24 protein-coding genes and 1 pseudogene are annotated in these 24,712 nt (G+C 45.9%); 11 read left to right on the top strand and 14 right to left on the bottom strand.

Going from position 1 to position 24,712, the window contains the following annotated elements; genetic code table 11:
* Positions 1 to 135: 135 nt before the first annotated feature.
* The 4 genes from QUA03_RS11930 to QUA03_RS11915 all read right to left on the bottom strand — a co-directional run bounded on the left by QUA03_RS11930 (position 136) and on the right by QUA03_RS11915 (position 3,713).
* Positions 136 to 1,566 carry an MFS transporter gene (locus QUA03_RS11930; protein ID WP_333212288.1) on the bottom strand — a complete coding sequence of 477 codons (1,431 nt, stop codon included), beginning with the start codon at positions 1,564 to 1,566 and terminating at the stop codon, positions 136 to 138.
* A gap of 189 nt (positions 1,567 to 1,755) precedes the next feature.
* A complete protein-coding gene (locus tag QUA03_RS11925; protein WP_333212286.1) occupies positions 1,756 to 2,313 on the bottom strand; it encodes a Uma2 family endonuclease in 558 nt (185 codons plus the stop codon).
* Positions 2,314 to 2,375: 62 nt separating this feature from the next.
* Positions 2,376 to 2,927, bottom strand: a complete 552-nt coding sequence (locus QUA03_RS11920) for a hypothetical protein (protein ID WP_333212285.1) — start codon at positions 2,925 to 2,927, stop codon at positions 2,376 to 2,378.
* Positions 2,928 to 3,035: 108 nt separating this feature from the next.
* A complete protein-coding gene (locus QUA03_RS11915; RefSeq protein WP_333212283.1) occupies positions 3,036 to 3,713 on the bottom strand; it encodes an ATP-dependent Zn protease in 678 nt (225 codons plus the stop codon).
* A gap of 57 nt (positions 3,714 to 3,770) precedes the next feature.
* On the opposite strand from QUA03_RS11915, the gene QUA03_RS11910 reads away from it, so the two are divergent.
* The 4 genes from QUA03_RS11910 to rpsN all read left to right on the top strand — a co-directional run bounded on the left by QUA03_RS11910 (position 3,771) and on the right by rpsN (position 6,512).
* Positions 3,771 to 3,932 (top strand): hypothetical protein, encoded by a 162-nt coding sequence (locus QUA03_RS11910; protein WP_333105714.1) that lies wholly within the window; start codon positions 3,771 to 3,773, stop codon positions 3,930 to 3,932.
* Positions 3,933 to 3,967: 35 nt separating this feature from the next.
* Positions 3,968 to 5,062, top strand: coding sequence for an RIP metalloprotease RseP (rseP, locus tag QUA03_RS11905; protein WP_333212281.1), 1,095 nt, complete (start codon positions 3,968 to 3,970; stop codon positions 5,060 to 5,062).
* A gap of 224 nt (positions 5,063 to 5,286) precedes the next feature.
* Complete coding sequence (gene nth / locus QUA03_RS11900; RefSeq protein ID WP_333212280.1) at positions 5,287 to 5,949, top strand: endonuclease III; 663 nt, start codon at positions 5,287 to 5,289, stop codon at positions 5,947 to 5,949.
* A gap of 260 nt (positions 5,950 to 6,209) precedes the next feature.
* The gene (rpsN, locus tag QUA03_RS11895; RefSeq protein WP_006633844.1) at positions 6,210 to 6,512 is read left to right on the top strand and encodes a 30S ribosomal protein S14; all 303 of its coding nucleotides are present in this window, start codon (positions 6,210 to 6,212) and stop codon (positions 6,510 to 6,512) included.
* 171 nt (positions 6,513 to 6,683) lie between these two features.
* Here the strand turns inward: rpsN and QUA03_RS11890 are convergent, their stop codons facing one another.
* Positions 6,684 to 7,013 (bottom strand): hypothetical protein, encoded by a 330-nt coding sequence (locus QUA03_RS11890; RefSeq protein WP_190740107.1) that lies wholly within the window; start codon positions 7,011 to 7,013, stop codon positions 6,684 to 6,686.
* Positions 7,014 to 7,059: 46 nt separating this feature from the next.
* On the opposite strand from QUA03_RS11890, the gene aat reads away from it, so the two are divergent.
* The 3 genes and pseudogenes from aat to leuS all read left to right on the top strand — a co-directional run bounded on the left by aat (position 7,060) and on the right by leuS (position 11,330).
* The gene (gene aat, locus QUA03_RS11885; protein WP_445304847.1) at positions 7,060 to 7,656 is read left to right on the top strand and encodes a leucyl/phenylalanyl-tRNA--protein transferase; all 597 of its coding nucleotides are present in this window, start codon (positions 7,060 to 7,062) and stop codon (positions 7,654 to 7,656) included.
* 100 nt (positions 7,657 to 7,756) lie between these two features.
* Positions 7,757 to 8,521 (top strand): annotated as a pseudogene (locus QUA03_RS11880) (Uma2 family endonuclease).
* Positions 8,522 to 8,771: 250 nt separating this feature from the next.
* Positions 8,772 to 11,330 (top strand): leucine--tRNA ligase, encoded by a 2,559-nt coding sequence (gene leuS / locus QUA03_RS11875; RefSeq protein ID WP_333212278.1) that lies wholly within the window; start codon positions 8,772 to 8,774, stop codon positions 11,328 to 11,330.
* A 207-nt stretch (positions 11,331 to 11,537) separates the two neighbouring features.
* Here the strand turns inward: leuS and QUA03_RS11870 are convergent, their stop codons facing one another.
* Positions 11,538 to 12,347 carry an SAM-dependent chlorinase/fluorinase gene (locus tag QUA03_RS11870; protein WP_333212276.1) on the bottom strand — a complete coding sequence of 270 codons (810 nt, stop codon included), beginning with the start codon at positions 12,345 to 12,347 and terminating at the stop codon, positions 11,538 to 11,540.
* Between the two features lie 18 nt (positions 12,348 to 12,365).
* Between QUA03_RS11870 and QUA03_RS11865 the strand changes: the two genes are divergently transcribed.
* Positions 12,366 to 13,214, top strand: a complete 849-nt coding sequence (locus QUA03_RS11865; RefSeq protein WP_333212274.1) for a DUF3598 family protein — start codon at positions 12,366 to 12,368, stop codon at positions 13,212 to 13,214.
* Positions 13,215 to 13,359: 145 nt separating this feature from the next.
* Here QUA03_RS11865 and QUA03_RS11860 read toward each other — a convergent pair whose 3' ends face one another.
* The 3 genes from QUA03_RS11860 to QUA03_RS11850 all read right to left on the bottom strand — a co-directional run bounded on the left by QUA03_RS11860 (position 13,360) and on the right by QUA03_RS11850 (position 16,058).
* The gene (locus QUA03_RS11860; protein ID WP_333212272.1) at positions 13,360 to 14,037 is read right to left on the bottom strand and encodes a GIY-YIG nuclease family protein; all 678 of its coding nucleotides are present in this window, start codon (positions 14,035 to 14,037) and stop codon (positions 13,360 to 13,362) included.
* A gap of 140 nt (positions 14,038 to 14,177) precedes the next feature.
* Positions 14,178 to 15,041 (bottom strand): aldo/keto reductase, encoded by an 864-nt coding sequence (locus tag QUA03_RS11855; protein ID WP_333212270.1) that lies wholly within the window; start codon positions 15,039 to 15,041, stop codon positions 14,178 to 14,180.
* 222 nt (positions 15,042 to 15,263) lie between these two features.
* Positions 15,264 to 16,058: an ABC transporter permease gene (locus QUA03_RS11850; RefSeq protein ID WP_445304778.1), complete on the bottom strand. Its 795-nt coding sequence runs from the start codon at positions 16,056 to 16,058 to the stop codon at positions 15,264 to 15,266.
* A gap of 447 nt (positions 16,059 to 16,505) precedes the next feature.
* Here QUA03_RS11850 and QUA03_RS11845 point away from each other — a divergent pair, with 447 nt between their 5' ends.
* Complete coding sequence (locus tag QUA03_RS11845) at positions 16,506 to 17,579, top strand: radical SAM protein (protein WP_333212268.1); 1,074 nt, start codon at positions 16,506 to 16,508, stop codon at positions 17,577 to 17,579.
* Positions 17,580 to 17,647: 68 nt separating this feature from the next.
* On the opposite strand, the gene QUA03_RS11840 is transcribed toward QUA03_RS11845, so the two are convergent.
* Both QUA03_RS11840 and QUA03_RS11835 read right to left on the bottom strand, forming a co-directional pair.
* Positions 17,648 to 17,809: a hypothetical protein gene (locus tag QUA03_RS11840; RefSeq protein WP_333212266.1), complete on the bottom strand. Its 162-nt coding sequence runs from the start codon at positions 17,807 to 17,809 to the stop codon at positions 17,648 to 17,650.
* Positions 17,810 to 18,192: 383 nt separating this feature from the next.
* Complete coding sequence (locus tag QUA03_RS11835) at positions 18,193 to 18,393, bottom strand: hypothetical protein (RefSeq protein ID WP_333212265.1); 201 nt, start codon at positions 18,391 to 18,393, stop codon at positions 18,193 to 18,195.
* Between the two features lie 89 nt (positions 18,394 to 18,482).
* Here QUA03_RS11835 and QUA03_RS11830 point away from each other — a divergent pair, with 89 nt between their 5' ends.
* Positions 18,483 to 18,677, top strand: a complete 195-nt coding sequence (locus QUA03_RS11830; protein WP_333212262.1) for a hypothetical protein — start codon at positions 18,483 to 18,485, stop codon at positions 18,675 to 18,677.
* On the top strand, positions 18,662 to 18,994 hold the full coding sequence (locus QUA03_RS11825) for a type II toxin-antitoxin system PemK/MazF family toxin (protein WP_333212261.1): 333 nt from the start codon (positions 18,662 to 18,664) through the stop codon (positions 18,992 to 18,994). The genes QUA03_RS11830 and QUA03_RS11825 overlap by 16 nt, the downstream gene beginning before the upstream one ends.
* Positions 18,995 to 19,036: 42 nt before the next feature.
* Here the strand turns inward: QUA03_RS11825 and QUA03_RS11820 are convergent, their stop codons facing one another.
* From QUA03_RS11820 to QUA03_RS11810, 3 genes are all read right to left on the bottom strand, one after another.
* Positions 19,037 to 19,198: a hypothetical protein gene (locus QUA03_RS11820; RefSeq protein WP_333212259.1), complete on the bottom strand. Its 162-nt coding sequence runs from the start codon at positions 19,196 to 19,198 to the stop codon at positions 19,037 to 19,039.
* A 54-nt stretch (positions 19,199 to 19,252) separates the two neighbouring features.
* Positions 19,253 to 20,842, bottom strand: a complete 1,590-nt coding sequence (locus tag QUA03_RS11815; RefSeq protein WP_333212257.1) for a glycoside hydrolase family 57 protein — start codon at positions 20,840 to 20,842, stop codon at positions 19,253 to 19,255.
* Between the two features lie 547 nt (positions 20,843 to 21,389).
* Positions 21,390 to 24,563, bottom strand: a complete 3,174-nt coding sequence (locus tag QUA03_RS11810) for an EAL domain-containing protein (RefSeq protein WP_333212255.1) — start codon at positions 24,561 to 24,563, stop codon at positions 21,390 to 21,392.
* Positions 24,564 to 24,712: the final 149 nt, after the last annotated feature.

Raw genomic sequence — 24,712 nt, 5'->3', positions numbered from 1 at the left:
AACGTCTTAAGTTTAACTCCAATCAGGCAACTTAATGTTTTGTTACATAGATTGGTTTTTTCCCGCCTATCTACTTAGCTATCGGTAGTTGTTGTTTTTTGATTTGACTAATTACCAACAACTCCTTATTAGCGCTTACTGATTTTGTGCTTTTCTTTCTCGCAGTTTCAACAATATTTCTGCATGAACTTCGCGGGTTATAGGATAAAAATAGGTAAGAATCATGCCAGCAATTAAAGCAATTGTCGGCAGCGGCCCGATCGCAACTCGAATCGCAAACAGTGCAGACTCTGGCTGTACGGGTGCAGGCTGTCCCGGAACTGTAGATAGAAATCCAGCTCCTTCTAATGCTTGGCCTACCAACCACAAACCCCCTGCCAATCCGATTTTTTGCAGCAGTACCATAAACGAATAGAAAACGCCTTCGCGTCTTTCTCCTGTTTGCAGTTCGTCGAGTTCGATCACATCCGGTATCATCGACCAAGGTATGAGATAAGCCGTGGAAACTCCGACACCTGCCATGACTGCTAATACGTACATTTGCAATACTTGTCCTGGTTGCAGGAAAAACAGTCCAGCTTGGGCAATAATCCACAAACTCATGCCCATAAAATATACGGCTTTTTTGCCGTATCTCTCGCTGACTTTACTCCAAACAAATAGCATGATTAATGCAGTGCCTTGAACTGCGATCGCAACCAAGCTAAAAACGTACTGTGGCTGTTGCATCCAGTTAACAACAAAGTAGGGAATAATAGTAGCAGTTAATTGCACTCCCAGCCAAGAAAAAAGATAAATTCCAATGACGTACAAAAAAGGGCGATTGCTAAATGCAATCTGCAACTGTTCTTTCAGTGGCAAGGATGTAGAATTATCTAGATCTGCGTTTTCTAATAGTTGGGCTGCGACGTGCTTGCGAGTTCCCAAAACGCACCAGTACAAAGGCAAGACAGAGATAACTGCACAGATTGCACCTAATACTAAATATTGTTGATTCGGATCCTTTTCAAATACACGAAAGATAATTAGAGCTAAGATTAATGAAAAGATGCTGCCGCCAATGGAGAAAGCAAATCGAAAACTATTAAGGCTAGTGCGTTCGTTGTAGTCTTGAGTAAGTTCTGGAGTGAGGGCAGTGTAGGGAAGATTGACAGCCGTGTAGGCGGTGTTGAACAAAATGCTGATCGCAACATAGTACCAAAATAACACTGTGTGATCCGTGCTAGGTACAATCCACTGCAATAAGAAGAATATGCCGAAGGGAATGCCACCATATATTATCCAAGGATATCGGCGGCCCCAAGGATGAGAAGTGCGATCGCTCAAAACCCCCACAATCGGGTCATTTATGGCATCCCAAACCTTGCCAACTACTAAAATATTACTGGCTAAGCCAGCAGGTAAACCAGCGACATTGGTAAAGAAAACTAGGAGGTAAAATGCCAAAACATTAGCGGTAATTGCCGGGCCGAGGTCGCCGGCACCGTAAGCTAATTTTGTTGATAAACTGAGTTTTTGTCTTGCAGGATTGTTGGCGGCTGGTTGAGGCGGGGAAGTGTTGCTCATAAACTTTGATTTTGGGATTTTTTGGCTGTCATAGTCTTTCCAGTAGGAGTATAGCTCATGCTACGCCTTAATACTAAGTTTTTTGTAGCGATCGGGACGAGCCTGAAAATTTATATTGATAGGTTAGTGGGGGCGGGTTTACCAGATTATTTGTCTGAAGCAATTATTTTTGGTAAAACCTGCCGCTACTTAAGGAAACAGTTGCGAAATCTGAACTTCTATTTCTGGAAAAGCCAGCATTGACAAAACATCATCTTCATTAAATACTGTTTCTTGTCCGTAGTTTGCCTCGCCCGGTTCGCGAAAAACATAAACTTGCCGCGTATTAACATCCAGTATCCAATAATCAGTAATTCCCGCCTTAGCATAAGCCGGTGTTTTCCGCCTGCGGTCTGTTTCTAAAGTCGTGTCAGCTATTTCTATTAATAAGAAAATATTGTCGGGTGCGGGATGAAAATCTTGGTAAAGCCGAGGGTCGATTTGCACTACAGCAATATCCGGTTCTGGTTCTGAATTATAACTTAGAGTAACCGGGTCTTGGATGCGAATTAAAGCAAGTCCTGCCAGCAGATTTCTGAGATAGTCGGCTGCACAGAGATTAGTTGCTGCGTGGGGAGGATTTTTTGCACTTATTGAAATAATTTGCCCGTCAATTAATTCGACTCGTTCATCGGGATTGAGAATGCCAGTTTCCGTCATGCGGCGGTATTCCTCTACAGTCCACAAGCGTACATCTGTTACAGTCATGGCACAATTTCCTTTGGGGATATTATCTATTATCGATTAACATTCTAGTTTTGCTGAAATTGCTAGGTCAGCAATCTAGATTTAGCTGTAATTGCTCCCACACACCACAAAATGGCATTGACAATTTCCGATCGCTGAATATCTTCTGCATCTAAAAAACTTGCAAACTCTTCCTCAATATTCAAATGGTCGGCAAAATCATAAAGTATGCGCTTGTATTCCGTTGGCATCGGTATTAAAGTAGCTTTCACTAAATCGAAAAGCGCGTTCAAACAGTTGAGGATAGTAGCTGACTCGTCAAAATCTTCGGCATCGAGCAAGTATAGCGTTTCTGCAATGTCGCAAATAGCGTCTATTTGTGTGGGTGGCTTTCCCAGTTCGCTGACATCGATATTGCACAATTGGAGAGCGTTAATAGCTAGTTCTGGACGGGTAAAAAATACAAGTTGACCGCCGGCTATTAAGGGCGGCTCTTGTTCTCCATAGACAATTAGAGTATATAGATTTGGTATTTCGGTGCCGGGGTCGATCCGAAAACCGAACAGCCACAACAATTTTTCTGTATTTGGGTTCGCTGTTTGCAGTGTTGTTGGGAAAATATTTGGTTCTGACATGAATTTTTAATCCCTATAATACGCTGTTAAACTCGGTTTTTACGAAAAAAAATATTTATAATCTAGATAGAAACCGGGTTTATTAGGCAAGATTCCGTAATCTTTTTCCTATAAATTTTGCTGAATTATGTCGCAGCATTCGGCAACAGTGGCTCTTTTTTTCATTGCTGCTACTAGGGCTTCGTAAGCTGAGTGGTGGCTTTCGATCAGGTTTTTTGCTCGCAGCGAACCCCAGTTTTGTTTTAGTTGAATTTCGGAAATGGGACGGCGCAGTTGTGTTAAAATTGCGCTAATTTTTGTGCGGTCTTCTGCTCCTCCTTGTGCGCTGCCGTAAACAAATTTTTCTGCGACTATTCCGGCCATCCACACGGTGCAGTATTGGTCTAAAAGTTGGGAGGAAAGAGTGCCGTTTTGCAGTTGAGATGCTAATTGTTCGTCTTCAAATCGGACGCCGCCTTGGGCTGTTTGACCTTGTTTAAATGCTTCCCAAGCGTTGAGGGCGTAGCTGGTTACGGGAATTCCCAACAGGTGGGCGACTAGGAAGTGTCCGGCTTCGTGGTGAAGGATACGATCGCGCTTTTGTTTGGAAGTTCCCCCCAGCCAATCTAATAAAATAGTACCGCCTTGACCTTGCCACTGGAAACTGTCAAGGGTTGCTAGCCCCAACAGGCAAAAAGTGGCGATCGCAGGTACGGCTTCTGGCAAGTTGAATAGGGGACCCAACAATATTGAAACGGTGATGGCAAAGATAGAAATAGCGATAATATTCAAAGAAGTGTCTTTCATAATTGGGAATGGGTAACTGGGAATTGGTAATGGGTAATTTGTAATAGGGAATTGGTAATGGGAATTGGTTTTAGAGGTAAACTCAGGTACGATCGCGCGATCGGTTTGGCAGCGTCGGGTCGATCGCAGCAGCCGGGACTTCCGACAAAAACACCACCTTCCAGTTTGACTGAAAATTGCCCCTCCGAAGCCACCGATATTAAAAAGATATTAAAATAAATCAAAGTCCAATAAAAGTGTTAGTGGAATCCTTCATGTCAGTTTTGGCAGCGATCGCAGTTTTAGGTATCTTGATTGTCGTTCACGAACTCGGCCACTTCTTGGCGGCGAGACTTCAACACATCCACGTCAACCGCTTCTCCATCGGTTTCGGGCCAATCCTCTGGAAGTACCAAGGCCCGGAAACTGAATACGCCCTCCGCGCCTTTCCCCTGGGAGGTTTCGTGGGTTTCCCGGACGACGACCCAGACAGTACAATTCCCCCAAATGACCCGAATTTGCTCAAAAATCGCCCTGTGCTCGATCGGGCGATCGTCATTAGTGCAGGGGTAATTGCCAACTTAATTTTTGCTTATTTTCTGCTGGTGGTGCAATTGAGCACTGTCGGCGCTGCAGAAATGAACTACCTACCGGGAGTTAAAGTCCCGGAAGTCGCCGCAGAAGTCAGTTCGGCGGCGAAACAAGCCGGAATTCGATCGGGCGACGTTGTTCTGTCTGTTGACGGCAAGGAATTGGGCGCTTCCCGCGAAGCAGTCAAATTATTGGTCACAGCAATTCAAGATCATCCCAACCAACCCCTAGCGTTGGAAATTCAGCGCCAAGAACAAAAATTTGTGGTGACAGTAACTCCTGAAGAGTCGCCCGACGGCAAAGGTCGCATTGGTGTGCAGCTAACTTCTAACGGCACTGTGGTGCGGCAGAGGGCCGGATTTGTAGAGGCGTTTAGCAAGGCCGCCAAAGAATTTGAGCGGATTGTGGTGCTGACGGTTCAAGGTTTCGGGCAGTTACTTAGCAATTTCAGCCAGACTGCCGACAAGTTGTCCGGGCCTGTGGCGATTGTGGCGATTGGTGCAGGGATTGCCAAATCGGATGCTGCGAGTTTGTTTCAATATGCGGTGTTAATTAGCGTCAATTTGGCTGTGATTAATATCTTGCCTTTACCTGCTTTGGACGGCGGTCAGCTAGCTTTTCTGTTAATAGAAGGACTGCGGGGCAAGCCTCTGCCGAACCGCATTCAGGAAAATGTCATGCAGACTGGTTTGGTGTTGTTGCTGGGTTTGGGAGTGTTCTTGATTATTCGCGATACTGCTAATTTGGCTGGGTTTGATTTGCGAAATTTCATGCAATAGTAAATGAAGGAAGGAAGAAGGAAGAAGGAAGAAGGAAGAAGGAAGAAGGAAGAATTATGTCTAGTTTTCCTTTTTCCGATTTTCCTATTTTTCCCTCTCTTTTTTTCCTACGCAAGCGAGGCAGAGCCTCTGGTTATGGGTTCCCCGGTTGTGCATGGGAACCAGTTAAAAACAAATAACAAATGACTACTGATTACTGACTAATGACTAATGACTACTGACTAATGACTAAAAAGTTAAGTTTGAAACAACGATCGCTCGAAATTCTGATTCGCCTCAAACGCCTCTATCCCGAAGCTCCTTGCACTCTCAACTACGAAACTCCCGTGCAGTTACTGGTGGCGACGATTCTCTCTGCTCAGTGTACGGACGATCGAGTAAATTTGGTAACGCCGGCTTTGTTTGAGCGTTTTCCCGATGCGGTAGCTTTGGGAAATGCTGATTTAGAAGAATTGGAACGTCTGGTGCGATCGACGGGTTTCTACCGGAATAAGTCTAAAAATATTAAAGGTGCTTGTCAGGCGATCGTCAATAAATTTAACAATCAAGTGCCGCAGCGGATGGAACTGCTGTTAGAATTGCCCGGAGTTGCCCGCAAAACGGCTAATGTCGTTCTCGCCCACGCTTTTGGTATTAATATGGGCGTGACCGTAGACACTCACGTCAAACGTTTGACTCAGCGGTTGGGATTGACCGAACATACCGATCCTATAAGAATCGAGCGGGATTTGATGATATTGTTGCCGCAGCCGGATTGGGAAAATTGGTCGATTCGGTTGGTTTATCACGGCAGGGCAGTTTGTAATGCGAGAAATCCGGCTTGCAATATTTGCGAACTTGCAGATTTGTGTCCTTCTGCTAATATTTTGGTGTTGCACCAAGGTTAAGTACAGGCAAGATGCCTGTTCCACAAAAATGTTGAGTTATTCCAGATTTGTACCCTTTTGCTAATAGTTTGGTGTTGCACCAATGTTAAGTACAGGCAAGATGCCTGTTCCACAAAAATGTTGAGTTATTGTGGAACAGGCATCTTGCCTGTTGCTAAAAATCTTGTTAACAAAAGAAATAATTCAAATAAAAGCGATCTGAAATCACCAAAATATAGTACAATAGTAGATTGTGATTAATCTAAGGATATCAACAGATTATGGCTAAGAAGAGCATGGTCGAGCGCGAGAAAAAGCGCCAAAGACTCGTAGACAAGTACGCCGACAAGCGGGAAGACCTGAAAGACCAGTTTGACCAAGCTAACAATCAGATGGACAAAATGGCGATTCACCGCCAACTACAACAGCTACCCCGCAGCAGTTCGCGGACTCGCTTGCGGAACCGCTGCTGGGCAACTGGACGGCCCAGAGGTTACTATCGTGACTTCGGACTGTCTCGCAACATGATGCGAGAAATGGCTCACGAAGGTCTTTTGCCCGGTGTTGTGAAGTCTAGCTGGTAGCACGAAGGAAGAAGGAAGTTCGGCAACGGATTCGCTCGACGGATGTAACGGATGTAACGGATGTCAGGAAGAAGGAAGAAGGAAGAAAAAAACTCACAATTAATCGGCAGGATTAGGTTTGGGGTTGATTTTTGTTTCAGACTTATGAGTTATATTTTCCTCCTTCTTGCTTCACTGGCCGCAGCATTTATCGATGCCGAGACTTTCGAGTAACAAGTCGCTGACGGCGTTGGCGATCGCAAATTCGCCGTAGAAGCTTTTAGAAAAATCATAGGCCTGCATTTCGGTGACGATCGCAATTACGAGGCTGCCCACGTCATTTTCGCCTTCCATGCGCTGGCGGACATAGATTTGGGCAGCTCTTTTAGCTATTTGCTGGTTGGCTGCTTCTGGGATAAACTCGGAGTCTAGCCAAGCCAGCAGCGTTTGTTGCAGCCATTGGCCTTCTTGTTCGGGGTTTTTGGCGGGCGGTAAGGTAATAGGTTCAATGGTTTCAGACATGATTATTCCTAATTGCTAATGTTGACTTTGAAAAGTTAACTGAGAAATGACAACTGATAAATATATGCAATATGATATACCGACAATTATACAAGGATATGCCCAAGGCTACTTCTTGATGGCAAATGACGGCGAGGAAAGTTTGGGGTGGTATTCGAGTCGGCAGCGGGCGCTGATTCCCCTGGATGAAAGATTTACCTATCCGAAATCCCTGCGTCGCCAAATCAATCAAAATCGATTTTCGGTGGCTGTGAACCGCGATTTTGGGGCGGTGGTTGAGGGTTGTGCCGATCGCGAAACGACTTGGATTTCTAAGGAGCTCAAGAAGATTTACTGGGGTTTGTATGAGGCCGGTTGGGCTTACAGCTTCGAGACTTGGTGCGGGGACGAATTGGCGGGTGGTATTTTAGGATTGTCGATCGGCGGTGCGTTTATTGGGGAGTCGATGTTTTACCGAATTCCCGAGGGTTCTAAGGTGGCGATGGTGAAGTTGGTGGAGAGATTGCGCGATCGATCTTATCTGATGTTCGACGCTCAAATGAACAATCCGCACTTGGAAAGATTCGGAGCTTATACTGTTAAGGAAAAACTTTACAGCACTCTTTTACAAGCAGCTTTGAAGCGCCGCTGCTCGCTATTTTAAATATTCTGTTAGTAGGAAACTAGCAGTGCCATTTCCGGCGCTGATAGCGGTTTCAAACAATAGTATAATTAAGCTGAGATACTTCTCGGAGACAACCACAATGCAAGTCACAACCGAAGAAATTATTTATCCATGCAGCGACGGTCAGCCGATGGCAGATAGCACAATTCAATACAAATTAATTGTCACAATCAAATAAGGTTGCGAGTCGCTGTTGAAAGATGACCCAAACGTATTTATAGCAGCCGATTTACTGTGGTATCCGGTTGAAGGTAGAACAGATATTTCTCAAGCGCCCGATGTAATGGTGGTATTTGGGAGGCCAAAGGGCGATCGGCGTTCTTATCTACAATTTCGTGAAGATAATATTCCTCCTCAAGTCGTGTTTGAGATTCGCTCTTTCAGCGACAGCCAAATAAAAATGAACAAAAAATTTTCATTTTACAATCGCTACGGAGTCGAGGAGTATTACCTTTATGATCCCGCACAAAATGAGTTAACAGGTTGGCAGAGAATTGAAGGAATGTTAGAAGTGATTGAACCGATGGAGGGCTGGATAAGTCCAAGATTGGGAGTGCGGTTTGAGTTAGAATCGGAAGGGTTAGAAATTTATCGACCTGATGGACAAAAGTTTCTTTCCTATTCCGAATTAGATGAACAGCGAGAATTAGAGCGACGGCGTGCGGAACAAGAATTTCTGCGCGCCGAACAAGAATTTCTGCGTGCAGAAAGACAATTTCTGCGTGCAGAAAGACAATTTCTGCGCGCAGAAGAATCCTCGCAGCGTGCCGAACAAGAAGCTCAAAAAGCCGAACGTTTAGCCGCCAAACTGCGCGAATTGAACATCGATCCAGATAGCATCTAAGCTCGAACCAGGAGAATAAACCCGGTTTGTCAAAGAAATCGGGTTTCTGGGGATTGCAGTTATTTACTTTTTTCAGGGCGAACGGGGATATTTGGTCGATCGCCCCCCAGTTAAAATTACATATACTACAATATATAATACATAGATTTGAGCCAAAATCCTTGGAGCTCAGAAAAATCAGAATCGAGGCCCCTTGAATGTGTAAAAATACTGAAGCAAACATTACTAAACCCTGCACGGAGCAATTGTTGTGGATTCCAGATATAACCCCCAATCCATAGAAGAAAAATGGCAGCAGACATGGGCTGAGCAAAACTTAGACCAGATGCCAGAAGATACGCAAAAGCCTAAATTTTATGCCTTATCCATGTTCCCCTACCCGTCGGGAAACTTGCACATGGGCCACGTCCGCAACTACACAATCATTGATGTAATTGCCAGACTCAAGCGAATGCAAGGTTATCGGGTATTGAATCCGATGGGATGGGACGCTTTTGGTTTGCCCGCAGAAAATGCTGCCATCGAGCGAGGAATTCCTCCTGCACAATGGACTTATCAAAACATCGCCCAAATGAAAGGCTTATTTCGCCGCCTGGGTATTTCTTTCGACTGGACAAAAGAAGTTACAACTTGTTCTCCCGATTATTATCGGTGGACTCAATGGATTTTCTTGCAATTTTTAGAAGCCGGATTAGCTTATCAAAAAGAAGCCGCTGTTAATTGGGACCCCATAGACCAAACAGTCTTAGCAAACGAACAAGTAGATAACGAAGGTCGTTCCTGGCGTTCCGGTGCCAAAGTCGAGCGCAAATTATTGCGGCAGTGGTTCCTCAAAATTACCGATTACGCCGAACAGTTATTAAACGACTTAGACAAATTGCCAGATTGGCCAGAAAGAGTCAAATTAATGCAAGCCAACTGGATCGGCAAATCAGTCGGCGCTTACTTAGAATTTCCCATTGTCGGAATGGATGAAAAAATCGCCGTTTTCACCACACGTCCCGATACAGTTTACGGCGTCAGTTACCTTGTTTTAGCGCCGGAACATCCACTAACTCAGCGCGTGACAACTGCAGACAGAAAAGCCGCCGTAGAAACCTTCATCAAAGAAGTCGCCGCTCAAAGCGAGATCGATCGCACAGCCGAAGACAAACCAAAGCGCGGCATCCCCACAGGCGGCAAAGCAATCAATCCTTTCAGCGGCGAAGAAATTCCCATTTGGATTGCCGATTATGTGCTGTACGAATACGGCACCGGCGCAGTTATGGGAGTACCCGCCCACGACACGCGAGATTTCAAATTTGCCAATCAATATCAACTGCCAATTAAAGTAGTAATTGTAGATGATGATGAAGTTCCGCTGACCGAAGCTTACACAGAACCAGGAATTATGATTAATTCCGAAAGCTTCAACGGCATGGATTCAATTAAAGGCAAAGCAGCGATTATTCACCATGCCGAAAATGCAGGTTATGGCAAAGCTCGAATCCAATACCGCTTGAGAGATTGGTTAATTTCTAGACAGCGTTATTGGGGCGCTCCGATTCCCGTAATTCACTGTCCCACCTGCGGAACAGTCCCCGTCCCCGCATCGGATTTGCCCGTTTTGTTGCCGGAGAATGTACAATTTACGGGCAAAGGTTCGCCCTTGGCAAAGATGGAAGAATGGGTAAACGTTCCTTGTCCGAGTTGCGGCACTGCGGCGAAGCGGGAAACAGATACGATGGATACTTTTATCGATTCTTCGTGGTATTTCTTGCGCTATCCCGATGCTCAAAATCAAGAGCAAATCTTCGATGGAGCAAAGACAAATGATTGGATGCCCGTAGACCAATATGTGGGCGGCATCGAACACGCAATCTTGCACTTACTGTATTCGCGGTTCTTTACCAAGGTTTTGCGCGATCGGGGTTTAATCAATTGTGACGAACCATTTAAACGCCTGTTAACTCAAGGGATGGTGCAAGCAATGGCTTATAAAAATCCTGTTACTGGCAAATACGTTCCCCCAGCAGATATAGACCCCGCAAATCCCAAAGATCCTCAAACTGGCGAAGCTTTGGAAGTCTTCTATGAGAAGATGTCCAAATCAAAATACAATGGTGTTGACCCCTTGGAAGTTATGGGCAAATATGGGGTAGATACGGCGCGGATGTTTATTTTATTCAAAGCGCCGCCAGAGAAGGATTTGGAGTGGGACGACGCCGATGTGGAAGGGCAATTTCGCTTTTTAAATCGCGTTTGGCGCGTGGTAACAGAGTTTGCTGGACGAGTCCCTGCCACCCCCGCTCAAGCAGGAGAGAATGCGGAATTAAGTAAACCTGAGAAGGATTTGCGGCGGGCAATTCACACTGCTATTAAGGCAGTGAGCGAAGATTTGGAGGGCGATTATCAGTTCAATACTGCGGTTTCTGAAATGATGAAACTCAGCAATGCTTTGAATGATGCTAAATGTAAAGATTCGCCAATTTATGCAGAAGGAATTAACACTTTGATTCGCTTGTTAGCGCCTTTTGCGCCGCATATTGCTGATGAATTGTGGCACAACACTGGTAACAGTGAATCGGTGCATACGCAAACTTGGCCGAGTGTCGATCCATCTGCATTAATTACCGATGAAATTACGCTGGTAATTCAAGTTATGGGCAAGACTCGCGGCACAATTCAAGTGCCTTCTGGTGCTGATAAAGCTGCTTTGGAAAAGTTTGCTCGCGAGTCGGAATTGGCCAAGCGCCACCTGGAAGGTAAGGAGATTAAAAAGGTAATTGTGGTGCCTGGAAAGTTGGTTAATTTCGTGGTAGCTGGATAAAGATGAGAAACCCGGTTTCTTTAATAAACCGGGTTTCTGAGACTGGCAGTTAAGAATTAGCAATGCCAAAAATGAGTAATTTAAAAAATTCCCGACTATGACTTACGCACTCCGCAAAAGAAACCGGGTTTTTTAGGGAATCTGCTGGTTACAACAAAGTATTTTCGTAAAAAACCCGGTTTCTGAGCACCCCTGCGTAAGTCCTATTTAATTGTTAGTTTCAAAAAGCAATTGGACGATCGCTCCGCATTCCAATTTTAATACTGATTGAGCGCTGCCGCCATTAACGGCAATCTCTACCCAACCGTCAGAACCAGTTATGGCAATTAAATCGCCCGGTTCGCTGTCGCTGTAGGTTTTACCGCTGGGGATGCGAATTGCATCAGAACTATTGCTAATTGTCAATGACCAATTGTTACCTATAAGGCAATTATTGGGGATATTAGTAATTAGGTTGCCGAAGCGATCGACATATTGAATGCAGCCTGCTGCACCTCTGGCTGTAACGGCACAATTTGGTATCTCTAACTCTACTAAACTTGCAGGGTCGATCGCCTCCCCCAACTCTTCCAAAGCCACCCCGTTCGCCAAGTGAGCGCCCGCTGCTGCAAAAATATCGCGACCGTGAAAAGTGCTGCTGGGTTGAGGCGATCGCCAGTATTGAGAATTCGTGAGTTCGACAGAGGCGATCGCACTTTCCCGACTCAACACCCCGCTAAACAACCCGTTATCCGGCCCGACAAGAAAGCAATTAGCACATTTAATCGCCACCGGGCGCCTCTTGCTTCCCACCCCCGGATCGACGACAGCAACGTGTACGGTTTCCGGCGGAAAATAAGCAAAAGCAGTCATCAAACAAAACCTCGCCGCCGCAATATTTTGAGATGGTATTTGGTGCGTAATGTCAATGACTTTTAACTGCGGGTTAATTTGGGCGATCGCACCTTTCATCACTCCCACATAAACATCGCTTAATCCAAAATCCGTCAGCAGAGTTATAATTCTATTTTTAGACATATATCCAAAAGTAAAAATATGGTATCACAATGGGAAAACTTTCTGCAAAACTTGGGAGAATGGCACGGTTCTTTTACCCAGTTATCGCCACGAGGAGAGGTACTTCAAGATACTCCTAGCATTATTTCTCTCGAAGGTTTCAATGACAACAAAACAGTGCGATTGAAACTCCGTCGTTTTTCCCCAAATCCTAGCGGTGTCGGCGAACCGGAAGTGAGCGAACTTGTTCGAGAATATCAAAGTTTGGGACGAGATATCCTGTTTTTTGAGAATGGAGCTTTTTGTCAGGGAACTATTCAACTAGCGCCTTATTCTGAGTGCGGTGCCGAGTTTGGTTTTATCTACAATTATCGCCGATTGCGCTTCCCTCTGACATACAATACCGACGGCAATTTATCCAAACTTACCTTAATTCGGGAAAAACAGCCGGATAAAAATGTCCCCGAACGTCCGCCTTTAACTGTTGAAGATTTGCTCGGAGAGTGGCAGGGCGAGGCCGTGACAATGTATCCAGATTCGCGTTCTCCTGACTTTTATTCTACCAATTTACAATTGCATTTGGAAAGTAGCGATCGCCTAGTGCAGAAAATTACTTTTGGCAGTAATGCTACTGTTATCAGTTCTAGCGCCAGCATTGACGGTTCTGTATTAAATTTTAACAAAGGTGCTATGCCCGTGCAAGTTGTGCTGCTTCCTGACGGTGGTTCTTGCACTTTACCTGTCAAGATTGAATCCAGAAAACCTATATTTTTCGAGGCTGGTTGGTTGGTAGAACCTGACTTGCGGTTTCGGATGATTCGCAGTTACAACGATCGGGGTGAATGGGTAAGTTTGACTTTAGTTACTGAACGAAAAGTTAGTCATTAATTCCGAGCAGTTGTTGAGGATTAAGATTGAGTATTTTGCCCAGACAAGATGCCCGCCCCACCATAAAATTGATATATTGTGGAACGGGCATCTTGCCCGTTCTAACAATAGTACAAGATATCAGCACTACAAACATTTTTCCAATTTAGGAACCGGATTTTGTTTCCTGTGTTTGGGATTGAATCACCGCACTCCAGTCATCATTGTTAACAGCAGCTTCCAAATCCTTAGCCTGTTCGCCATCACTTTTGGCGGCTGTTTCTAACTCTTTGGTAAGAGTGGAATCTGCCATTGCTTTGCGTAATTTTAGCTTTTTTTCTTCATAAGCTTTTTGTTCCTCAGCAGACATAGCAGCGCGCGCAGCTTGACCTACCGTAGCCGCCCACATTTCGCTTTCAGCACCGTTTCCAGGCGGAATGCTGCCAATTTCTGCTATCCAAGCATCCCGCAAACTTTCCATTTCTTCCCGCTTTGGGAATTTGAAAGTTTGCACACGCAGAAAAGCGCAATTTTCAACGCCATTTTGGGCAATGTGACCGTTGATCGAAAGCAGGATATTTCGCGAATAACCTATAAACTGAGTGTTGCGGGAAGTGTCCATTACAGCGTAAACGCCGGCGACTTTCGCGTTAGTTGCCAAATCGCGCCATGTATCGATCGACATTACTTGCGTGCCGTCATTTTCTAATTCAGAAATAGTCGCTGCTGCGCTGTGTTCTGAGTCGGAACTGTATAAAAAGTTGTGCAGTCCTTCATGGGCGACAGGTACGTTTTGATGTTCAATTGCTACGTCTCGATCGGCATTCACTTGATTAGCTTCCATAAAACCCAATTCCTCAAAAAATGTCAACTTTACTCATTAAATCCCGCTTTCAGGGGCGGGCAAGATGCCCACCCCACAATAAAGTTCTCTTTGTGGAACAGGCATCTCGCCTGTTCTATTGTTTTTTTGCCCTTATCTACTTAACTTACGGCAATTTGTTGCAATTCCTCGTCAGTCAATTTAACTTCGAGCGCCTGCACAGAGTCCTCAATACTCGATACTTTGGTCGCACCGGGAATCGGAACGACGCAGGGCGATTGAGCCATCAACCAAGCTAATACTATACAATAAACTGAAACGTTTTTTTCTGCAGCTAATTTGGCGATCGCGGGCATATCTTGCAAGCTTGTGGCGCGACGGCTTCCTCCTAAAGGACTCCAAGGAAAAAATGTCAGTTTTTCGGTTTCGCAATATTCCAGTACGCCGTCTGATTCTGGCTGTCTGTGCCACGGATTATATTGATTCTGAACAGAGACAATTTCTACTGTATCGCGGGCGCGTTTGATCTGCTCTACAGAAAAGTTGGAAACTCCAATAAACCGAATCATTCCTGCTTCTACGGCTTCTTTTGCGGGTGCTAGGGCTGCTTCGATGGTATAAGCGGGATCGGGCGAGTGATATTGCCAAAGGTCGATCGGTTCCTTGCCGCCTAATGCTTCAAAACTTTCCCGAATTGTCTTGCGTAAATGATGGGGGTTGCCGTTGCGCGTCCACGCACCTTGAGGCCGCATTAAGCCACCTTTAGTGGCCACTGTAACGGCCCTAACATCTCCGCTATACTGTTCCAAAGCTTTTGCAATCAGGTGTTCGTTGTGGTGTTTGTCGGATTGATCTTGGCAGTAGGAATCTGCGGTGTCAATTAGGGTGACACCCAAATCGAGGGCGCGGTGAATTACCGCAATTGATTGCGATTCTGGCGGCCGGCCGCTTAAGGACATTGGCATACCTCCAAGACCGATCGCGCTGATAGTAAAATTACTGTTACCCAGTTTTTTTCTTTTCATTGGTTTGCCTGCGTTTGCGTGGTTTATTTCCAGTTTACATTTCCAGGATAGGTTGAAATATTACATTTATTTAACTATCTAAGTAAATAGAGTAAAATATTTTTTAGATAAGCTGTTTTGCCTTGAAAATGTAGATTTCACTTTCCTATTCCCGTGTCAAATTCTCTCCCTCTCAAACCTAATAAACAATCTAGATGTGCAGCAGTTTACCTACCTACTTAACTAGCTGGAAGCGCTGGTGTAAAAGCGGAGGGCAAATTGCCAGAAGTAGCGGGAGAAAAATAACAGCCCGATCGCCAATATTCCCGCCCCTGCGATCCAAACGATCTCACCTCTCCCCAGCATGGCTTCTGCAGGCACCGTCGTCAAGAAGGCAACGGGAACTACGAAAGTGAAGAAAAATCGATAAGCAGCAGGATAAGCTGCCATGGGAAATCTACCCGCTTCTAACAATCCTTCGAGAACTTCGGTAACATTGTAAATTTTGACAAACCAAATGCTGGTTGCCCCTAACATAAACCATATACTGTAAAGAGTAATAGTTCCGAATAACAGCGGTATTGCTGTTAAAAAATAGTTGCCGATTGCTACTCCCAATTTGTTAGCAGCATACAGCAGCAATACTGTTCCCAAGATTAAATCTGGGATTCCCCAAGGCGAAACTGTGTTTGCAGATAGCCAGAATTGGGAACTGATGGGTTTGAGGAGTACGAAATCGAGAGTACCTTGCTGGACTCGATCGACAATACGGCTGAGATTAGGTGCGAGAAACGTTGACGAAAACCCCTGCAAAATGGTGAAAATACCGAGTACAACTAAGGCTTCTTCCCATTTCCACCCAGAAAACGTGTAACCGGTACGGTAGAACAAAAATAGCCCAAACAAGCTGCCCGCAAGATTTCCGAGGCTGCTGATGGCCGCGAGGACAAAGTTGATTCGGTATTCTAGTTCGGCTGCGATCGCCGCACCCCAGAACAATTTCAGTACGTGCAAATATCGTCCCATGTTTGTCGCCATTTTTTGCCGTGTAAATACTTAAATTCCCATATTGTAAAGCTTGTGTGAAGTTAACTGCTGTAATGGCTGCTCATTTCACTATAACAATAAATTATTGATACTGTTTGCGTAAGTAATTTTACTGAGGACTGATATTAAGTTATTTAACACAATTTAAACAAAAACTAAAATTATTAAATTAAGTCAATCTTAAACCCCTATATTTTGGCAATTATTAAGCATCGTTCATGTTTGGAGACAAAAATCTGCTTAATTAATTGGAAATACTAATATGTTACAAGTTTTAATATTATAAATATTTGACAAACATCTAGCCATACCCAAACTAAACACTTAGGATGGGGCATACGTACTCAAAAGGAATACGCAATCAAAAATACGTAATCATACGTACAAAAGAGGGAGCGAGAAATTGACTTAAGTAACAACACGTAAGGAAAAAAAGACATGGATGCTTTAACATTATCGAGACTGGGCGTCAAGCACACCAAGAGTGCAGTGGCCGAATCGCTGCGGATCAATACAGGATACGACGTGACAAGCCCAGTCACTTTTTACGGGATTGTCAACGAGCGCTGCAATGTAAAATGCCGGCAGTGCGAGTATTGGCGGCTCAAAGAATATAAAGACGAAATGACGATCGAAGAATGGCAAAATGCCCTCTTGAGCGTCAAAGAATTTGTGGGCGAATTTTCAATCAACTTTAGTGGCGGCGAACCTTATATTAAAAAAGGTTTTCTAGACTTACTTGCCTTTGCGAATAAAAATGGCATTCACGCCGGCGTCACCACCAACGGCTATTGCATGACCAGGGAAAACGCAGCCAAAACTGTCGCTGCTCGTCCTTTTAATGTGAATATGTCAGTTGACGGGCCGAATGCAGAACTGCACGATTATTTGCGGGGTCAACCGGGGTTGTTCGATCGGCTTTCTAAAGGAATCGGTTATCTGCGCGAAGAACAAGAAAAACAGAACGTCCTGTTTCCGATCAACGTCAAACCGACAATGAACCGACTCAATTTCCGCCACCTCCCGGAAATAGTCACCTGGGCTCAGGGAATTGGGGCGACGACGGTGAACTTCCAACCAGTCAACCGCTGGACACCAGAAACATACGAGGAATTGTGGATTGAAAAAGAAGACATGGAGGAATTTGCACAAGTAATCGAGCAGCTAATTGAAATGAAGAACAACGGTGCTCCGATTATGAACAGCGATGAAGTGTTGCGATTGATGATTCCTCACTTTGCCGAAGAAACAGCTCCTGATTCAACTCGTCCTTGTCGCGTTGGACTCCGCAATTACTGGATTGATACGCGCGGCGATGTGAAATTGTGCGATGAGTTCCCGGTAATTGGTAATGTGAAAAATGCCAGCGCCCGCGAGATTTGGTACGGAGAAAAAGCTCAGGAAGTCCGTCGCGATACTTTGAATTGCGGCAAGCTTTGTCTGATTACTTGTGTCTCGCAAAAGACGATTTTGGATAAGGTGAAAATGGGGGTGAAATTATTAAAAAATTGAGGTTTAATCTGTGTTAGTATTGCTTGGGTTTATGGTGACCGGGTTTGAGCAGAAACCCGGTTTTTTGTTTATTTGTCTTCGTTCTTCCTGCCGATTTCCATTTGTTCTTGAGTGCTATATTTCTGCTCTTGTTCCTTTTGTTTGTATAATTCTAGTTGTTCGCGATCGCGCTGACGTTCCCTCTCTTCTTCCGGTTCAATTCCACCTGTTCGATTTCCAACATCCCGCAAATTGTGGATGTTGTCTGCTGGAACAAATCTTGAGTAGCAATCAGGTAGCTTAAGAATTTTTCAACTTGGCTTTTATATTTGCGCGATCACAAACTCAGGAACTTCAGCAAAAACACCAGTTGCCACCTTCAATGGAAAAACTTTTGATTTTAGGATTACTTTCGATATAATAATTTTTCGCATTAATATCAACAATATTGCTGTATCCTGGCAAATGCTGCAATTATTTAGCACAATCAAATATTGGGGTTCTAATTTCAACTAACAATTGCTTTAACTTCGCGAGTTAAATTTCTCGATTTGGTTCCGCTTCTATTTGAGTGAATTCTGGCAGCTTTCTTTCTAATTTGCTGGCTATTTGCTGGCATCGGCGATAGCCATTTTCAGGCCAAAAAGAGCGATAGCCTGCGCGTTGAGAAAAAGACATAAAGTGCGATCGCCATTTCAACGACAGCTTCGATGGGATACTCAATAGCCGCCGCGCGGGTAATGAGGGCGATGCGGATGCGATCTGGTAGGTAAGCGAGGATGGATTGAGCGTCAGCCGGAATTTGGCGGGCTGCTTGCGGTTGTCCGTCGGTCATGAAGATGGGGAGCGATCGCAACTGAGCGCTGCTAATCTCAAGGATGCTATCATAGATTAACAGTTACTATGTCTTTATAGGTAAATGACATGAACGCTAAAGAATTGCTCATTAAAGAAGTGGATAATATCCCCGAATTTATATTAGAAGAAGTTTGGGATTTTCTGCAATTTCTCAAAGCCAAGTATGATAAAGATAAGTTAGAAGCAAGCCTGCTCAGTGAATCTTCTTTGCAAAAAGACTGGTTAAGATTAGAGGAGGATGAAGCATGGCAGAATTTGTAAAAGGTGATGTGATAGTTGTTCCTTTCCCATTTTCAGATTTAACACAAGCCAAGCGCCGACCGGCTTTAGTCATAGCAACTTTGGCAGGAGACGATCTAATTCTTTGTCAGATTACTAGCCAGACGCTCGCCGATCGCTATGCTATTACCCTTGAAAGTAGTGATTTTAGCGAGGGCGGACTTAACCAAACGAGCAACATTAGACCTAATCGCTTGTTTACCGCTGATGAAGAAATTATACTTTATAAAGCTGGTAAGCTTAAACCTGAGAAGTTGAACGAGGCGATCGCCAAGATAGTTGAAATTATTCACCAGTAATTCTCTATTGTCAAGCGTTCCTCAGCTCAAAATGCTGTTTGACTAGATTGTGTTGTGCGATCGCCCGCGCGTTGATAAAAAGAGATAAAGTGCGATCAACCTTTCCAGACTAAAAATGCGATCGCACTCACACTCCCAACCTAATATCGCCCTTCTCATTCCACTCCTGGCGATCGCCCCATCACCTATAATTTTAATTAACATCCTGTCCCTTCCTTAAGCAGGGGTGGGGGGACAGGATGGGAGGGGAAACGAGACTTAAAGCGATCGATAAACGCGATAGTTAATTTCAGGGAAAATATTATCAATCTCCTCAACCTTCTCCAACCAACCCGAATCAACTTTCCCTTCTTTCACTTCATCGTAAAGTTTATGAAAGCGCATTAAGTGCGATCGAGTCCGCCGCACTGCATAGGGCACCATCGTCCCTGTACGCATGATAAATGCCCAGTCAGAAGATTGAGCTAGCAGCACTTCCCGCGCCGCCTGGTTCAAAGCACGATATTGCAACTCATCTTCCGGTTCCATACTTCCCAACTCAATCATCCGTTCCGCAGCCTTGTGCAAATGCGGGTAAATCCAAGCATTCGTCTCATTCAACCAATACTCGTGGAAACCCCGGAAACCCCAACTCGACTGAGACGGGCGGCACACTTGCTGAGTCGGATTTCCCCGCAAATAATCGGCTAAGTGCGTCATCTCGTAGGTATTTTGGTCGTACCAACTCTTGCGGAACAGGTAATCTAAGAACCAAGGCCCTTCGTACCACCAGTGACCGAAAAGTTCGGCGTCGTAAGGCGAAACAATAATCGGCGGACGCTGCATAATGCCGTTGAGGTGTTCGACTTGGCGTTCGCGGTTGAAAGCAAAGTTGCTGGCGTGTTCCGCTGCTTTTTCCCTTGCCCAGTAAGGATCGTACAACTGTTTATCGCCTAAACCCAATCCGCGACCGGTGATTTTGTGATATTTAATCCCGGTATTTTTCCGCTGGCCGTTGGGCATGATGTAGGGCTTAATGTAATCGTAGTCAGCTTCCCAGCCCAAATCTTTGTAGAATTCGCGGTATTCGGCGGCGCCGGGATAGCCGACTTCGGAAGACCAAACCTGCTGCGAGGATTCGTGATCCCGGCCGAAGGCTGCTACTCCGCATTCGGTGAAAATTGGGGCGTAGCTGCCGTAGCGGGGACGCGGGCGGGCGTAGAGGATGCCGTGACCGTCTGTAAGAAAGTAGCGGAGGCCGGCGTCGGCTAACATCCGTTCTAAGCCTTCATAGTAGGCGCATTCGGGCAGCCAAATACCTTTTGGTCGGCGGCCGAAGTTTGCTTCGTAGTTGTCGCAAGCTACTTGAATTTGTGCCCAAACTGCTTCGGGGTACATTTTCATCAGCGGTAGGTAGCCGTGGGTGGCACCGCAGGTGATGATTTCGAGGTTGTTGGTATCTTGGTGTTCTTTGAAGGCTTTGACTAAATCTCGATCGTACTTTTCCCAAAAGTTGCGGACTTGAGAGAAATGGGCGGCGTAATGTTCTGCCAAATAGCGGAGGTGACCATTTCCGCTATTGTGCTCGATTTCGAGATCCGCTAATTCTTCGAGTTTAGCTAAGTGGTCGTCGAAGCGGTCTTGCAGCAAGGGGTCGCGCAGCATGGCAACCAATGGCGGCGTCATGCTCATGGTAATTTTAAAGTCGATGCCGTCGCGCTTGAGCCCTTCAAAGACTTGCAGCAGGGGAATGTAGGTTTCCGCGATCGCCTCAAACAGCCATTCTTCTTCTAAAACGTAGTCGCTTTCGGGGTGGCGGACAAAGGGCAAGTGGGCGTGGAGAACGAGTGCGAGGTAGCCAATAGTCATAAAAAAATTTGGTAAGTGGGAAACGAGCGTGTCTTTAGACCGCTCGTGGGAAACGGCTAGGCGGTTTCAACCGCCGTGAATCTTTCCATTACACGGGGATTGCTAGATGGGAGTGTACTTTTGTAATGTACTTTCAGTGGGACAATTACCACATCCAACCTCGCAACCGGCGATCGCATAATGTTCGCTCCTTTATGAGCCTCTATGAGAGGGGTAATGTTAGCTTGCGCCTGAGTTAAGAGCCGATACTATATCTAGGAAACTGATTTAACCCAATAAGTCTGTTTAATCCTAAATTTCGCTTGGCAAGGAACTAGCGAGAGCATTCCCTGGTAGGCCTTTAACTCTTACCGTTAACGTAGTACGCAGGTACGCCTCTGGTCAACTATGGTTTAAGTCTTAGGCCCGAAGCAAGAAGCGTATCTAGAGACCGGGGTCATTGACATTGATTTGGATGCCGTAGTTATTAACTGACGCCAGTTAGGCACAGCTTTAAAATATTTTAAGATTTTATGCTGAAACGGGACTCACAAAATGCCGTGTTTTTTTAATGGCCTTTCTCTAACAAACTAAATGTCAGCAAATTCTGATTTTCTGCTTGCTGTCGGATTAGGGTTGCTGCTGTTTGAGAGTCTACTGGCTTTGAGAAAAAGAATCCCTGGGCGTACTCACATTTTAACCCTTTTAGTATAGATAGTTGCGAGGCTTCTTCGACTCCTTCGGCTACTACATCCATGCCTAAATTGTGGGATAAAGTAACGATAGACCGCACAATTTCTGTCGGATCAATGCCTCCTTTACTGAAATCGAACTCACCTCCCATCCTGCTAACAAAAGAGCGGTCTATTTTTAAGGTATTGGTGGGGAAGCGGTGCAGGTAGGAGAGCGAGGAATAGCCGGTGCCGAAATCGTCAATGCACAAGTCTATGTTTCGGGTTCTGAGCTGCACCAGCATTGCTGTTACTGAGTCGGAATTTTCTATGAGTACGCTTTCGGTAATTTCTAGTTTTAAACTGCTGCCGTCGAGGTGAGTTTCTGCGAGAACTCGATCGATGTATTCGATTAAATCTGGCTGAGAAAACTGTTTGACAGAAATGTTGACGCTAACGCTCAACGGGGGGTGGCTGGGAAATAGCTGCTGCCACTGGCGGATTTGGTGGCAAGCTGTGCGAAGTACCCAGCGGCCGAGGGGTACGATCAAGCCGGTTTCTTCGGCGATGGTGATGAATTCGCCGGGGGGAACTAAGCCGCGTTCTGGATGCTGCCAGCGCACTAGAGCCTCAAAACTGGTAATAGTGTTATTGGCGATCGACACGATCGGCTGGTAGTGAATAATAAACTGGGGCGCTGGGGATAAGGGAGGTAAGGCTGATTCGGGGGAGGAGGGAAAGTCTTCTTCTCTGATCGGTTCTCTAATTGATTCGATCGCCCGCCGCAGGTCGTTTTCTAGCTGCAATAGCCGCAAAGCGTGGGCGTGCATGGAACTGTTGAAAACTTCGTGTCGGGATCGGCCGAGTTCTTTGGCGCGGTACATTGCTGTGTCGGCGTCGCGCAGCAGGGTTGTCGGTTCCACGTATTCGCCAGAACTCAAAGCTATGCCGATGCTGGCGGTGATAAATACTTCGTGTCCGTCTAGAAGGATAGGGGAGGTGATTTTCTTTTGCAGACGGTTGACAATGGTGGTAGCTTCATTGATGCCCTCGATGTCTTCTAACAACAGCACAAACTCGTCTCCTCCAAGGCGAGCCACTGTATCTCCGACCCTCAGACAAGCTTCCAGACGCCGCGCGATCGATACTAGCAGTTGATCGCCGATGGCGTGGCCGAGGGAATCGTTGACTACTTTAAATCTATCTAAATCGAGAAACAGCACGGCAAACAAGTAGTCTTTGCGCCGTTTTGCCATCCTCAGAGCGTGTTCGAGCCGATCGGTAAATAGCGATCGGTTGGGCAATCCGGTGAGGGCGTCGTGAAAAGCATCGTGCAGCAGTTGTTCTTCGGCGAGTTTGCGCTGAGTGATGTCGTGACAGTTAATCACGATTCCCTTGACTGCGGGATCGTACAGCAAGTTGGTGGCTACAGCTTCTACATAACACCAGGAACCGTTGCGGTGGCGGACTCGGTACTCAACTGGGCACTGGCTTCTTTTGGGGTTTTCAATGGCTTTGTGGAGGGTTTCGGTGATCGTGGCGCTGTCGTCGGGGTGAACTATTTCTAAGGCGCTGCGGCCGATCGCCTGGTGGGGTGCGTATCCTAAAATTCGCTTGACGGAAGGGCTGATGTAGCGGAAGATTCCTTCGGCGTCGAGAATGATCGTGATGTCTGTGGCATTTTCAATCAGCGAGCGAAATCGCTGTTCGCTTTGGCGCAGTGCTGATTCTGCTTGTTTGCGATCGCTGATGTCGAGGGCTACTCCGTCTATAATTACGTCGCCGTTTTCGTTTTTGGAAAATTTAGCGCTGTCTTGAACCCACTTGACCTCCCCAGATCTCAGAACGATGCGGTACTGGCGATCGCACGGCAAAAGACTCGCTCTCGATGATGCTACGAGGCTGTCAGACGAGCTTTTGTCCTCTGGATGGATGATTTCGGTCAAGAGTTCCGGGTGCAAAATCACTTCTTCAGCCCCGAACCCAGTAACTTCGCGCACGCCCGGACTGATGTAGGGCATGGAGATTGTGCCATCGGAATGCAGCACGGTGCGGTAGACTGAGCCGGGAATGTTGGCTGCCATTGTGGCTAGCTGCTGCTGGATGCCGCAGACTGCTGCTTCGGCGCGCTTGCGTTCTGCAAGTTCGGTTTGGGCTTGTTGGTAGAGTTCGGCTTGGTGGATCGCGATCGCGCACTGATCGGCTATGGCTTTGAGTAGGGAGAGTTCTTCGACGGTCCAAGAGCGCGCCCGATCGCACTGATAGAGGCTAATTCCTCCCAAAAATGACTCCTGGTAGAGCAGTGGGGCGATCGCGACGGAGCGAAACCCTACCAACTGTGCGGATTCTTGCAGCGACGGGCACAGTGTCGATAACTCGTCGATGATCAGGGTTTCCCCAGCCGCGAGATCGGATCGGTAGTGCTCAGCCACTTTGCAATTTAGCCCGACGAACCGTTCTCTGTTGGATGCTTTGCTGATGTAGCGAACTCTGATTCCGCCTTCAGCATCTGGCTGCAAGATGGCGCAGGCGGTGATTTCGAGAGCTTCGTGCAGTTGATCTGCTGTGGTTTGCAGCACTTCGTCGAGTACAAGGGTGAAGCGCATGGCTTGGAGGATGCGGTTGACGATCGCTTCTCGCTGAGCTTGCCGCTGAATTTGGGCGATCGCTTCTTGTTGCTGGCGCCGCATTTTGTATTCTTGGAGCGATCGTTCTAAGACTGTTGGCAACCTAAACAGCCGCCCTTTTAATACGTAATCTGTCATTCCGGCTTTGAGGCACTCAACTGCCGCTTCTTCTCCCAAACTTCCCGTTACTAAAATCAAGGGTATGTCTTGCCCTAATTCCTGCATTAATTTCAACACTTCTAAACCGTTGAAGCCTGGGAGGCGGTAATCTGAGAGTACAGCATCGTACTTGCAATTCTCCAGCAGTTTTCTGCACTCTGTTGCTGTTTCTGCCATGTCGCACTTAAAATTTACCCCCCCCGATTCTAAGGCGAGCACTATTAATTCCATATCTTCTGCCATGTCTTCGATAATCAACAATTTTAATGTTGATTCCGCTACCATTTTTAGTAGATAGTTGGTCTGATTTATATCTAACATAAGGTATTCGGGAGGTTTTCAATTGGTTATTCGTGTTTTTGCTAGTAATTTTTTAGACTGAGTTTGGTTATTAATTTTATCTCGATATTTTTAGCAAAATCAATTATATACTC

Source organism: Microcoleus sp. S36b_A4 (assembly GCF_036700645.1).
Classification (GTDB): domain Bacteria; phylum Cyanobacteriota; class Cyanobacteriia; order Cyanobacteriales; family Microcoleaceae; genus Microcoleus.
Note: the sequence above shows the minus strand (reverse complement) of the source record. Positions and strands in the feature narration are given on the sequence as shown.

Bases quoted from the DNA above. Each gene is read 5' to 3' on its own strand.
- QUA03_RS11930 (WP_333212288.1), bottom strand. From the start codon at position 1,566: ATGAGCAACACTTCCCCGCCTCAACCAGCCGCCAACAATCCTGCAAGA.
- QUA03_RS11925 (WP_333212286.1), bottom strand. From the start codon at position 2,313: ATGACTGTAACAGATGTACGCTTGTGGACTGTAGAGGAATACCGCCGC.
- QUA03_RS11920 (WP_333212285.1), bottom strand. From the start codon at position 2,927: ATGTCAGAACCAAATATTTTCCCAACAACACTGCAAACAGCGAACCCA.
- QUA03_RS11915 (WP_333212283.1), bottom strand. From the start codon at position 3,713: ATGAAAGACACTTCTTTGAATATTATCGCTATTTCTATCTTTGCCATC.
- QUA03_RS11910 (WP_333105714.1), top strand. From the start codon at position 3,771: ATGGGAATTGGTTTTAGAGGTAAACTCAGGTACGATCGCGCGATCGGT.
- rseP (WP_333212281.1), top strand. From the start codon at position 3,968: ATGTCAGTTTTGGCAGCGATCGCAGTTTTAGGTATCTTGATTGTCGTT.
- nth (WP_333212280.1), top strand. From the start codon at position 5,287: ATGACTAAAAAGTTAAGTTTGAAACAACGATCGCTCGAAATTCTGATT.
- rpsN (WP_006633844.1), top strand. From the start codon at position 6,210: ATGGCTAAGAAGAGCATGGTCGAGCGCGAGAAAAAGCGCCAAAGACTC.
- QUA03_RS11890 (WP_190740107.1), bottom strand. From the start codon at position 7,013: ATGTCTGAAACCATTGAACCTATTACCTTACCGCCCGCCAAAAACCCC.
- aat (WP_445304847.1), top strand. From the start codon at position 7,060: ATGACAACTGATAAATATATGCAATATGATATACCGACAATTATACAA.
- QUA03_RS11870 (WP_333212276.1), bottom strand. From the start codon at position 12,347: ATGTCTAAAAATAGAATTATAACTCTGCTGACGGATTTTGGATTAAGC.
- QUA03_RS11865 (WP_333212274.1), top strand. From the start codon at position 12,366: ATGGTATCACAATGGGAAAACTTTCTGCAAAACTTGGGAGAATGGCAC.
- QUA03_RS11860 (WP_333212272.1), bottom strand. From the start codon at position 14,037: ATGGAAGCTAATCAAGTGAATGCCGATCGAGACGTAGCAATTGAACAT.
- QUA03_RS11855 (WP_333212270.1), bottom strand. From the start codon at position 15,041: ATGAAAAGAAAAAAACTGGGTAACAGTAATTTTACTATCAGCGCGATC.
- QUA03_RS11850 (WP_445304778.1), bottom strand. From the start codon at position 16,058: ATGGCGACAAACATGGGACGATATTTGCACGTACTGAAATTGTTCTGG.
- QUA03_RS11845 (WP_333212268.1), top strand. From the start codon at position 16,506: ATGGATGCTTTAACATTATCGAGACTGGGCGTCAAGCACACCAAGAGT.
- QUA03_RS11835 (WP_333212265.1), bottom strand. From the start codon at position 18,393: ATGACCGACGGACAACCGCAAGCAGCCCGCCAAATTCCGGCTGACGCT.
- QUA03_RS11830 (WP_333212262.1), top strand. From the start codon at position 18,483: ATGAACGCTAAAGAATTGCTCATTAAAGAAGTGGATAATATCCCCGAA.
- QUA03_RS11825 (WP_333212261.1), top strand. From the start codon at position 18,662: ATGGCAGAATTTGTAAAAGGTGATGTGATAGTTGTTCCTTTCCCATTT.
- QUA03_RS11820 (WP_333212259.1), bottom strand. From the start codon at position 19,198: ATGTTAATTAAAATTATAGGTGATGGGGCGATCGCCAGGAGTGGAATG.
- QUA03_RS11815 (WP_333212257.1), bottom strand. From the start codon at position 20,842: ATGACTATTGGCTACCTCGCACTCGTTCTCCACGCCCACTTGCCCTTT.
- QUA03_RS11810 (WP_333212255.1), bottom strand. From the start codon at position 24,563: ATGGTAGCGGAATCAACATTAAAATTGTTGATTATCGAAGACATGGCA.